The organism is Clostridium swellfunianum, assembly GCF_023656515.1.
In the GTDB taxonomy this organism is placed as follows: domain Bacteria; phylum Bacillota; class Clostridia; order Clostridiales; family Clostridiaceae; genus Clostridium_AT; species Clostridium_AT swellfunianum.
Window position 1 is genome coordinate 4,302,229 of sequence record NZ_JAMOFV010000006.1, and the last position, 12,221, is coordinate 4,314,449.

9 protein-coding genes are annotated in these 12,221 nt (G+C 33.4%); 1 reads left to right on the forward strand and 8 read right to left on the reverse strand.

Going from position 1 to position 12,221, the window contains the following annotated elements; all coding sequences use genetic code 11:
* Positions 1 to 8: 8 nt before the first annotated feature.
* The 8 genes from NBE98_RS20465 to NBE98_RS20500 form a co-directional block, all read right to left on the reverse strand.
* On the reverse strand, positions 9 to 488 hold the full coding sequence (locus NBE98_RS20465; RefSeq protein WP_250816854.1) for a hypothetical protein: 480 nt from the start codon (positions 486 to 488) through the stop codon (positions 9 to 11).
* A 144-nt stretch (positions 489 to 632) separates the two neighbouring features.
* Entirely contained in the window at positions 633 to 902 is a 270-nt protein-coding gene (locus NBE98_RS20470) for a hypothetical protein (RefSeq protein ID WP_250816855.1), read from the reverse strand.
* Between the two features lie 102 nt (positions 903 to 1,004).
* Complete coding sequence (gene ligA, locus NBE98_RS20475) at positions 1,005 to 3,005, reverse strand: NAD-dependent DNA ligase LigA (RefSeq protein ID WP_250816856.1); 2,001 nt, start codon at positions 3,003 to 3,005, stop codon at positions 1,005 to 1,007.
* A gap of 148 nt (positions 3,006 to 3,153) precedes the next feature.
* Positions 3,154 to 5,418, reverse strand: coding sequence for a DNA helicase PcrA (pcrA, locus tag NBE98_RS20480; RefSeq protein ID WP_250816857.1), 2,265 nt, complete (start codon positions 5,416 to 5,418; stop codon positions 3,154 to 3,156).
* A gap of 203 nt (positions 5,419 to 5,621) precedes the next feature.
* Positions 5,622 to 5,927 (reverse strand): YerC/YecD family TrpR-related protein, encoded by a 306-nt coding sequence (locus NBE98_RS20485; protein ID WP_250816858.1) that lies wholly within the window; start codon positions 5,925 to 5,927, stop codon positions 5,622 to 5,624.
* A gap of 441 nt (positions 5,928 to 6,368) precedes the next feature.
* On the reverse strand, positions 6,369 to 7,085 hold the full coding sequence (locus NBE98_RS20490; protein ID WP_250816859.1) for a pseudouridine synthase: 717 nt from the start codon (positions 7,083 to 7,085) through the stop codon (positions 6,369 to 6,371).
* Positions 7,086 to 7,154: 69 nt separating this feature from the next.
* On the reverse strand, positions 7,155 to 7,811 hold the full coding sequence (locus tag NBE98_RS20495; RefSeq protein ID WP_250817645.1) for a lytic transglycosylase domain-containing protein: 657 nt from the start codon (positions 7,809 to 7,811) through the stop codon (positions 7,155 to 7,157).
* 70 nt (positions 7,812 to 7,881) lie between these two features.
* Positions 7,882 to 9,885, reverse strand: a complete 2,004-nt coding sequence (locus NBE98_RS20500; RefSeq protein WP_250816860.1) for a triple tyrosine motif-containing protein — start codon at positions 9,883 to 9,885, stop codon at positions 7,882 to 7,884.
* Positions 9,886 to 10,070: 185 nt separating this feature from the next.
* Here NBE98_RS20500 and pulA point away from each other — a divergent pair, with 185 nt between their 5' ends.
* On the forward strand, positions 10,071 to 12,203 hold the full coding sequence (pulA, locus tag NBE98_RS20505; RefSeq protein ID WP_250816861.1) for a type I pullulanase: 2,133 nt from the start codon (positions 10,071 to 10,073) through the stop codon (positions 12,201 to 12,203).
* The last annotated feature ends 18 nt before the right edge of the window (positions 12,204 to 12,221 follow it).

Here is a 12,221-nt window from a genome sequence, read left to right on the forward strand (position 1 = left end):
TACATACTTTATTGTGGGAGATATTTAAAGAAATCTAAATTATCCTCTTTAAATTTTACAAGCACTCTTCCTTTAAGGCCCAAATGTCTCTTTATGAAGGAGAAGCTATCCTCTAACATGCAATCTCTACTCAAAACTAAAACTCGATTTTTTAATCCAGATAGTTTTTCAAATTTTCCAGTTGTCAAATAGATTCCTTTATGAGCTTTATTTTCATCTAGCTCACTTAAAAAGGAATCTATATTTTCTCTCAAAACCATGTCTGCTTTATGGTACTTAAACACTACTATCTCTCGATTTCCTCTTAACTTTATTGTTAGCGTATCTTTTGTTTTAATAATTACCTCATACTGAATGTTGTACTTCCAGCATAGCTTTGTTAGGCTCTGCAGTATAGTTTCTACTTTTATCATCTTTAATATTATATGTGCCTTTTCTATTTCTTCTTTTCTTAGCTTATAGTAGAGTTCATTCAGTAGTGTAACCATATCCCCTCCAAGTCAATTTCTTCCCAGCATACATTAACATTATATGATTTAATACAAGGATTTTTAACCTAGATTTGGATTTGTAGAGAAAATAAAAAATACATCAGTCTATATGATACTGATGTATTTTAATAATCTATTAAGTTAATAAACCTTCATCAATCTGAAAAACATTGAACCAAAAGCCATTAGGAAACAAATAATAGTATAAATTATGTCTCTTGCACTTGATCTTAAAGAAAATATCTTTACTCCCCAGATTAACATAGTAAAAAACAAGAACACCTGAAGGGTATAATAATCATCAAAATATTTTATGTAAGCGAAATGATACGTTGATATCATTGTCAAAATCAGTGCTGCAATAGTTAAAGTTACACTTATCCATCCTAGTACATTTATAGTTCTTCTCATGTTTTAGCCTCCCGAGCTATCTAAGAACAAATTTCATTCATGAACTATATTAATTCAAAAACTTGCAATTGTAAAGTATATTTTTACTATTTTACAGATTTTTTACAACATGGAAGTAAATTCTTCTTCTGTCAATATTCTCACTCCAAGTTCAACTGCTTTATCATACTTGGAACCTGGTTCTTTTCCAACAATCACATAATTAGTTTTTTTGCTTACACTGCCTGAAACTTTTGCGCCTAATTCCTCTAACTTTTCTTTAATTTCCGTTCTGCTATAGCTCTCTAAGCTTCCTGTTACAACTACTGTTTTATCTGTAAATGGATTATCATCAACCACTACTTCCTCATAGTTCGGGCTAACTCCTAAAGCTAAAAGTTCATTAATACTATTTATTATTTTTTCCTCATTAAAAAATTCTAGTACACTTCGAGCCACAATGTCTCCTATATCCTGAATTGCCGTAAGTTCTTCAAAGGCAGCCTTTTTTATTCTTTCCAAGCTTTTAAAGGTCTTTGCTAAATCTGTTGCAGTTTTTTTTCCTATATTAGGTATTCCCAATGCATATACAAATGAAGGTAAATCACAGTTTTTGCTCTTTTCTATAGCATTTAAAAGGTTTTGCGCCTTCTTCTCTCCAAATTTTTCAAGAGTTAGCAAGTCTTCCTTCTTCAATCTGTATAAATCTGCTATAGATTTTATTTCTAGTTTTTCAAAAAGCTGCTCTGCTGTCTTTTCGCTAAAGCCTTCTATATTCATGGCTTCTCTGCTGCCAAAATGCACTATGCTCTTAACCATCTGTGGCTTGCAGGATAAAGTATTTTCACAGAAGTAATGAACCCCCTCTTGTATAATTTCGCTTCCGCAGGCTGGGCAATGAGTTGGAATTTCTATCTCTCTACTTCCCTCTAGAGTTTCCTCAACAACTCCCATTATCTCTGGTATAACGTCATTTGAGCGTCTAACAAATACATCGCAGCCTATTTTGACGCCTTTTCTTCTAACATCATCTATATTGTTTAAAGTAGCTCTTCTTACAGTTGCTCCCGCAAGTTCTACCGGTTCTAGTAGTGCAGTAGGGCTAACCCTTCCACTTCTTCCTACGTTCCATTCCACATCTAAGAGTTTTGTAGTGGCTTCTTGTGCTTCAAACTTAAAAGCAATTGCCCATCTTGGGAATTTTACAGTATACCCCAAAAGCTCTCTTGTTTTAGTATCATTAATTACAATGACTAAACCATCTATATCATAATCAAGGTCGTATCTAATAGATTCTATGTATCTTATTTCTGTTTCAATTTCTTCTACATTGCTGCAAACTTTTATATAATCATCTACTGGAAATCCCTTCTCTTTTATGAAATTCATCATATCCATATAGCTGTTAAAGGATTCGCCTTCCGTATAACCTATATCATAAAAGAATGCAGACAGATTTCTTCTGGCTGTCTCTTTTAAGTTTAAATTTCTTAGAGCTCCCGCTGCACCATTTCTTAAATTTTTAAGAGGTACTTCTGCGGTTCTATTGTAATCATCAAAAGCCTTCTTTGTCATTATTGCTTCTCCATGAACTTCAAAAAGATAGTCATTATCTATTTTAAGCGGAAGCCTCTTGATGGTCTTAGCTTGACCAGTTATGTTCTCTCCAGTTTCACCTGTTCCTCTTGTAGCAGCTCTTATTAAAATTCCCTCTTCATCATATGTACAGTTTAAAGTAAGCCCGTCAAACTTTTTTGTTACTACATATTTAAGTTCTGGAAGCTTAGCTTCATGGCTAGCATTATAGTCAGCAATAAATCTTCTGTTTCTGCTGTCCCACTCTTTTAACTCCTCTATGCTCTGAGCCTTATCCAAGCTCCAAAGCTTTGCTCTGTGGGTATATTTTTGAAACTCAGATAAAACTGTATCCCCTACTCTCTGTGTTGGAGAATAAGGGAGTACATACTTAGTTTCCCTTTCTAATAGGGTTAGTTCATCATATTTTTTATCATATTCTCTATCAGATATAGTTGGGTTATCAAGAGCATAATAGCTATAGGCGTGCCTATTTAGTTCTTCTACAAGTTCATGTATTTTTTCAATCTTATTCTCTCTATTCTCCATGTTTATTCCTCCGTTTATCTCAAGCTAGCAGCAAGTACGAAAAACAAAATATATAACTAGATAAAAAGTTAAAAAGTTATCTAGTTATATATTTATACAATTAATTATACATCAATTTATTAAACTCATTTCGTACTTTAATTCTATCCTATACTAATTCAAGCGGTGCTAGACCTAGCATGAAGTTTTTAATTCCTTGCGTATCAAAAGCAATAGTTAGCTTAACATCACTTCCATCCTTTGATACACTTACTATTGTTCCAACTCCAAATTTTGAGTGTTTTATCTTTCTTCCTAGGGTTGCTTCTGATGCTGTAAGTGTCTTTCCAGAACTTTGATTACTAGTGGCTGCTACACTATTTAAATTGTACGCTTGGGCACCTGCTCCAACAGTTCTACAAGGTCCGCTGTTTCCAAAGATTCCGTTTATACTGCCTCTTGCGGGAGCACTTTGATTGCCGCTAAATCCTTTGCTGTAGCTCTTCCCACCTACATACTCTTTTAAGCCCCCAGGAATTTCATTTAAAAAATCTGAAGGGGTATGCGCTTCTGTTCTTCCGAATACTCTTCTAATTTCTGCAGCAGTCATATAAAGCTGTTCCTTTGCTCTAGTTATGCCAACATAACAAAGTCTTCTAGATTCCTGCATCTCCTTGTCATTATTCAAAGCTCCCTTTCCTGGGAATATTCCGTTTTCCATACCTACCATGAATACTACTGGAAACTCCAAGCCTTTAGCGCTGTGAAGAGTCATAAGCACAACACTGTCTGCAGTTTCATCAAAATTGTCTATATCAGAAACAAGGGTAACCTTTTCTAAGAAATCAGCAAGAGAAGTTTCTTCATTTGATTGTTCAAATTCAACCGCTGCAGATACTAATTCCTTAAGGTTTTCTATTCTGCTTTGGTCTTCAATATCATTAGATTTTTTAAGCTCATTCATATAGCCTGTTTCATCAAGTATAATTTCAATAAGCTCCGAAACTCCCATTTCATCCTTTCTCCTGATAAAACCATTAATAAGGCTAGTAAACTTATTAATGGAAGCTATAGTTCGTGCTGTAAGTCCTGGTACATACTCAATATCTAAAATTGTACTGTAAAGCGGTTCCTCATTATTATTTGCAACTTCTTGAATTTTAGCAACAGTTGTTTCTCCAATACTTCTCTTAGGCACATTAATGATTCTTTGAAGACTTATATCATCCAATGGATTGTTTATTAACCTTAAGTACGCAAGAATATCCTTAATTTCCTTTCTGTCGTAGAATTTATGTCCTCCTATAAGTCTATAAGGAATATCTCCTTTAATAAAGCTATCTTCAAATATACGAGATTGAGCATTTGTTCTATAAAGTATAGCAAAATCACTAAACCTTCTATCCTCTTCTTTAATTATTCTCTTTATTTCTGATACAACAAAATCGCTTTCATCATTATCTGAAAAAGCTCTATAAATTTTTATTTTTTCTCCATTTTCGTTTGTAGTTCTTAGAACCTTATCTTTTCTTTCGTAATTATTTTTTATTACATTGTTAGCTGCATCTAATATATTTCCTTTAGATCTATAATTCTGTTCAAGCTTAATAACCTTAGCTTCTGGATAATCTTTTTCAAAATCCAGGATATTTCTAATGTTAGCACCTCTCCACTCGTATATACATTGATCATCATCACCAACAACGCAAATATTTCTGTGACCGGCAGATAAAAGCCTTACCAGCTCATACTGAGTCATATTTGTATCCTGATATTCGTCTACCATAATATATCTAAATTTTCTTTGATAAAACTCAAGAACATCTTTGTGCTCTTTAAAAAGCTGAACAGTTTTAAAAATTATATCATCAAAATCTAAGGCATTATTTGCTTTAAGCCTTTTCTGATAAAGAGCATATACATCAGCAACTTTATTTAGCCTGAAGTTATGTTCATTTTCTCTTTTATACCTCTCAGGGCTTATCATATTATCCTTAGCATCGCCAATTTTATTTATAATCTCCTTATCTTCAAGATCCTTTTCATTTATGCTGAGTTCCTTCATACACTGCTTAATAAGGGTTTTTTGGTCAGATGTATCATAAATAACAAAATTCTTGTTATATCCAAGCTTATCTATTTCACGTCTTAAAATTCTAACACAGCTTGAGTGGAAGGTTGATACCCACATATTGTCAACTTCATCTCCAACAAGAGCCCTAACTCTCTCCTTCATCTCTTGAGCTGCTTTGTTAGTAAAAGTAATTGCTAAAACTTGAGAAGGGTATACCCCTAAATCATTAATCATATGTGCTATTCTATAAGTCAGCACTCTCGTTTTACCTGAACCTGCACCAGCAAGTATCAAAAGTGGTCCATTAATAGAAGTTGCCGCTTCATATTGTTCCTTATTTAAAAGCTTCTGTAAATCCATCGTTACCCTCCTGTATTCCTTATACTGTACACAAAGATTATCAATCTTCGTGCCTCCTGTATTCCTATACTGCACTCAAAATTTTCGTTATTTTCTACTTAAGCAACATAAACATCAGTTCTGTTTACATACCTTTCATTATATCATATTTTTCCGTTTATATAACAAAAACACCTCTAAGTTTTTACTTAGAGGTGTACCTTTTATTTTTCTCTCCAATTTATTCTTTCAAATACGAGATTATATCCGTCACTTCCATAATTTAAGCATCTGTTTACTCGGCTTATAGTAGCTGTACTTGCCCCAGTGGTACTTGCTATATCCAAGTATGTTCTCTTTTGCTTAAGCATTTTTGCTACCTCAAGCCTCTGAGCCAAATCCTTAATTTCATTTATTGTGCATATATCTTCAAAGAATCTATAAACTTCCTCTCTAGTTTTTAAACTCAACACAGCCTCGCAAAGAAAGTTCATTTCTTCACTTTCAAGCTTTGATTTAAAATCTCCCATTTTTTATCCTCCCGTATATGTACTTATAATAATAGATGCCCCAATTTAAAACGTTTACTTAATATTATTTTAGCATTTTTTACTTTATTATTCTATACAATTATTTATATATTTTCAATTACTTATTTACTGCGTTAAATCCCCCTGATATATAGACTATACTTGAAGCTATAAAATATACAGAAGCCTATAATTTCCTAACATGTATTTTAAACAACTATATTCACAAAAAATAAAAACAGCCCTTGGGGCGGGGCTGTTTTAATAAATAAAAAGGGGGCTATTTAATTCTTTTTATTTATCCTTGCAAAATTATTATATAAGATTGTCTGAAAAAAAACAAGGCTTTTTTGCAAATTAAATTGTAAACTATATGTTAAATGAATATAATTCATTCATTTTAAGCTTCATTTGTTTATTTTGTTACTTTTTATAATATAATTAAACTTTTTTGAGTAATTCTATTTCCTTTTCCGTTAATTCTCGGTATTGTCCCTCGTCTAAGTCTTCAGGAAGCGACAAAGGCCCAAAGCTAATTCTCTTTAAATAAACTACATTCTTACCAACACTGTTAAACATTCTTTTAACTTGATGGAATTTTCCTTCTTGTATGGTAACCCTTACCTCAGAACCATTGTCATCTGCAGACAAAATTTCAAGTTTTGCAGGCATGCATTTATAGCCATCATCTAAAGTTATCCCACTTTCAAAAGCTTTTATATCGCTTTCCTCTACTTTTTTATCTATTTCAGCATAATAAACCTTATCAACATGCCACTTTGGAGATATAAGTCTATGATTAAGTTCTCCATCATTTGTTACAAGCAAGAAACCAACAGTATCCTTATCAAGTCTTCCTACAGGAAATGGCTCAAAAACCTTGTACTCATCATCAATTAAATCAATAACAGTTTCATCAAATTTGTCAAAGGTTGCAGATACTACCCCTGCAGGCTTATTCATAAGAAGGTATATAAATTGCCTGTAATTTACCTTTTCACCTGCTACAATTATTTCACTTTTTTCAGGATCAATTTGCATTGAGCTATCTACAGCAATTTCTCCATCAATCAAAACCTCTTTATTTTTAACAAGAGCTTTAACCTCTTTTCTGCTTCCATAACCTAAGTTAGCTAATACCTTATCTAGTCTTTCCATTTGTATACCCTCACTTTCTATTCATATTATAACCTTACGAGCAAAATAAAAACAGCCCATATAGGACTGTTACTTATTATAGCTCTGCATTACTTTTCTGACATAGTTTTGAGTTTCTTTGTAGTTTGGTATTCCTTTATATTTTGCCACAGCACCTGGACCTGCATTATAAGCAGCTAAAGCTAACTCCTTCGAATCTCCATACATATCTAAAAGCTTTCTAAGATACTTCGTTCCACCCTCTATATTCTGCTCAATATCATATGCATTTGTAACTCCTAATGACTTTGCAGTACCTGGCATAAGCTGCATAAGCCCCATAGCTCCTGCCCCAGATTTAGCATCTGGATTAAAGTCTGATTCCTGCTTTATAACTGCTAATATAAGCTTCCTCTCAACTCCATACTTCTTTGAGGCTTTTTCTACTGCTTCATCAACTGTAAGGTTGTTACTGGTTATATCACTGTCAACTTCGCCCTTAAGGCTAGCAGCCATACTCTCTAAGGATTGTCCACCACCATAGCCTAGCTTTGACAAATCCTCCTGGGTAAAGCCTAACATGTCTAAACCGCCTTGGCCATCCTGCATAGCTTTTGTTAAACTTTCCATAACCATCTGAAAGGAAGAGGACTTTTCTCCTACTATGCTTTTAAAGAGCTGTGTCATTAATTGCATCTGCATAAATTTTTCCACATTATTTTCTACCTTCAATTTTTCCACTCCCATATGGTTTAATGAATTAATTATCTTATACTTCGACATTATTTTCAATAGCAATTATATGCTTATCTTCCTACTACTCAACAACAAACTCAAGCAAATCATAATCCTCATAAGCACCTTTTTTTAAGCTGCTTTTACTTAGAGCTAATATTCTATAAGTTCCTTTAGAAAATGGTATGAAGCTGTAATAGTCCTTCTTGCTGTAATCTTGAATTAAGTTCCATTCTCCTTTATTCATAAGATAAAACTGATAAAGCACATCCTTGCCGCCCTCAGAAGTTACAGTAAAGGTTACCCCTTTGTTTACTTCCAGTTTTGTGTTATCACAATGTATCTTTGTATTAGTTATCGGTAGTGCATCATGAATCTTGAGTCTAATTTCCTTCTTAACATCAAATTCTTTTTCACTCTCTTCATTTTTGGCGTAAAACTCCAAAGTATATAGACCGCTGCATTTAGGAGTGAATACATATTTTTTATCTTTAACGAAATCAGTTTCCTCTACCTTCTGCCCATTAATACTAAGCACATACTTTACAAGAGTCTGCTTAGTATTTTGAGTAATGACATTATAGGACACAGCATCCCCAACTATATGATTTTCCCTTACAGCAGATAAAACATGCTCTATAACTGCTGGCATATAGTTGAACACTTCAATATGTACTATAGAATGGCTATCATATTCCCTGTTAGAGTACTTATCCTTAACTCTTACTTCCAGTTCATAATTCCCCTTCTCGTTCCCGGTAAAGTTAACCCAATTGCAGGTTCCATAATCAACCTTATTTGTTATCTTTCCGTTTTTACTCTCTATAAAGCTGTATCGTAAATCTGCTCCCCCGCTAGCAATAACCTTAATATTTAGGATTTCTCCCTTTATAAGCTTGTTGTTCTTATCTAGAACAACTTCATTTATAATAACCGGGTCATTGCATTGCTCCTCAATTTTAAAATCCATTGCAGCAAAGCACTCATGATTTCCCTCAAAGGAAGCATCTTTAACTAAAAGCTCAATTTTGTAATCTCCGGATTTCCTTGTATTCCATACATATGTATTATTTCTTGTATAGCCTGAATCTTCACCGTAATTACCATCAATCTTAAATCTGTATAAAAGTTCTTTTCCGCCACTGACAACTGCCTTAAGAGTTACAGCTGTTTCACAAACCTGTGGAGAATTTAAATCAGCAGCAAAGCTTTTTATAACTATATCCTTATAAGGCTTTACCTTATAGCTTATAAGAGCTCTATCATCATATTCCTTTTGAGAATACATATCTTTAGCTAGGCACAAAAGCTTATAATCGCCAGGAGTATTTTCTACAAAACTAACTATCTTCTTTGTCGAGTAGTCTTGAATACAGCTGGCATTTCCGTCAGAATCTATTTTTATAAACTTGTATAATACCATTCTGTTATCTTCATGAGCTGCTTCTACCTGAAATATAAGTTCTGCATCAACAAGCATGTCCGATGCTAAAGTCTTAAAATCTATTATCTCAAGCTTCTTTATTTCTTCTACCTGAAACTTCACCTTATGGAAATCATCGAATTTGTCTTTCGAATCAAGAGTCTTACATTCAACTAGTATTTCATGCTCTCCCGAATCTTTAATGCTCCAAATCAAATTATTATCCGCGCTATAGTCCTTTATAAGTTCCCAATTATCTCTTTCCTTAATCCAGTATCTAAATACGCAAGGAGCTTTACTTACTTCTACAATCAAGTTTAATTTTTCTCCAACAGTAAGCTTCTCCTTATCTATATGAATATTCTTAATTAATTTTTCTTCCTCTTCGCCTATAATATAATCAGCCCTTGAAACATAGTCAAAGGACTTTGTACTATTGGAACTCTTGGCTTGTACCATTATTGTATACTTGCCTTCCTTCTTAGGAAACCACCTTACACTGTAGTCCTCACTAAAATCTTTCAAGGTTTCCCAAGTTCCATCACTGCCAACTATGAATTTATATAAAAGCTCCTCTTTTGGCTTTTCTTCTATAGCAATATTAATAGGCTTATCTTTTTCCTGCGGACTTTGTAAATCAAAAACTATATTTATTTCGTTCATCAAATTCTCATCCCCTGTTTGTAATATGCCTCATAATACATTATACTATAATTCCATAATTTGTTATAGACCTTTTTATAAATAATTAATACTTAATACTAGTTCCCACTAAAAATACTTTAAAATAGTATAATAATAGTATATAATCTTTGGTGCAACGTTTGCACAGAAAGGGGTATGTTTTTATGTTTAATGCAGTTGTTTTAGAATTTAATAAAATAAAATTGATTCATAAAGAATCTTTTAAAAGCGAAATCCATTCATTTAATATCATAAACGGTGATAGAAATATCAAAGCTGTTGCCGCCCTCTCAGATAACAACTCCACAGTTTTACTGCTTGATGAGGAAATTGATATTAAACATGAATGCTTTATTCAATATGAGAATATTAAAATCAAAGCAATATACAGAGAAATATTCACCTCAGAGGTATTTAACAAAAGATATTTTACATCTGCAGAACTAGGCTGTACCTATAGCCCTGAAAGAACAACCTTCAGCGTTTGGTCCCCTGCTGCTTCAAGCATAAGCTTACTTCTATATAAAAATGGCGATCCTAATAAAAAAGAAGAGCCTAGAAAGCTTGAAATGCTTGAAAATAATGGTCTTTGGAGTATTACTGTTGATCAAGCTCTAAATGGCTTCTTTTATACATATGAAGTAAATGTATACGGAAGTACTAATGAAGCTGTTGATCCATATACAAAAGCTGTAGGTATCAATGGTCTTAGAGGTGCGGTAATAGATTTAAAGGACACAAATCCTTCCTGCTTTGAAGACGATCTTTCACCGCAATTAAATAATTTTACAGATGCTATCATATACGAAACTTCTATAAGAGATATATCAATTCATCCAGGCAGCGGAATCGAAAACAAGGGAAAATTCCTAGGACTTGCAGAAGAAAATACAAAATCAAGCACTGGATTATCTACAGGCTTATCTCACATATTAGAACTTGGGGTAACCCATGTACAGCTTATGCCTATATATGACTTCAGCTATGTAAGCACCGATGAAAGAAACTCTGCAAAGTATAACTGGGGTTATGATCCTCAAAATTATAATGTACCTGAGGGCAGTTATTCAACAAATCCATATGACCCTATTTCAAGAATTTTAGAGCTCAAAATTCTTATAAAAACCTTGCATGAAAAAGGTTTGTCAGTGAATATGGATGTAGTTTATAATCACGTATTTAACCTTGAAACAGAAAATCTTGAAAGAATTTTCCCAGGCTATTACTTTAGATTCCTTGAGGATGGAAAACCTTCAAATGGAAGCGGCTGTTCTAATGATACTGCTTCAGAACGTGCTATGTTTAGAAGATTTATAGTAGACTCTGTATACTATTGGGCTAAAGAATATCATCTTGACGGTTTCCGCGTTGATCTTATGGGACTTCATGATGTTACTTCATTAAATGCTGTAAGAGAAAAGCTTAACACCTTGGGAAGACCTATTATGCTTTACGGTGAGGGCTGGATTCTAAATACTATGCTTAATGATGAGTTAAAGGCTAATCAGCTTAATTCAAACAAGATGCCTCATATAGGACATTTCAATGATACTATTAGAAATGCAGTAAGAGGAAGTGTATTTATCCATGAGGAAAGAGGCTTTGCAAGCGGCCAGGAGAATATGGAAGAAATAATAAGTTACTGCGTTACTGGCTGTACAGATTATTCAGGAAAAGGATCATCTTTATTCCAAACTCCTGATCAAGCAATAAACTATGTTTCAGCTCACGATAACAATACGCTTTGGGATAAATTAGAGCTTTCAACAGGTGAAGACAGCATAGAAACTAGAAAGGAAATGCAAAAGCTCTCAAATGCCATAGTTATAACCTCACAAGGAATACCTTTTATTCATTCAGGAGTTGAATTTTGCCGAACCAAATACGGCATTGAGGATAGCGTTCGCTCAGAAGATAAAGTAAATTGGATGGATTGGAGCAGAAAAGCAGAATTTATTGACGTAGTGGAATATTATAAAGGTCTTATAAAATTAAGAAGAGAGCATAGCGCCTTTAGAATGAACAGTGTTGAGCAAATAAAAAAACATCTTGAGTTTTTACCTAATTTACCTAGAAATGTTGTTGGTTTTATGCTTAAAAATTATGCTAACAATGACACCTGGAAGGATATAATTGTTATCTACAACGCTAATAGAGAAGCATCAATCATTAAAATTCCAGAAGGCAATTGGAAGCTTGCGGCGGATAAAAACAATATTGGTACTGAAGTGCTAAGAGGCTTTACAGGGCATTCTATAGAAATTGAAGATATAAGCATGAGCATCATATATAGGTGAATAATAAAAATTTCTATA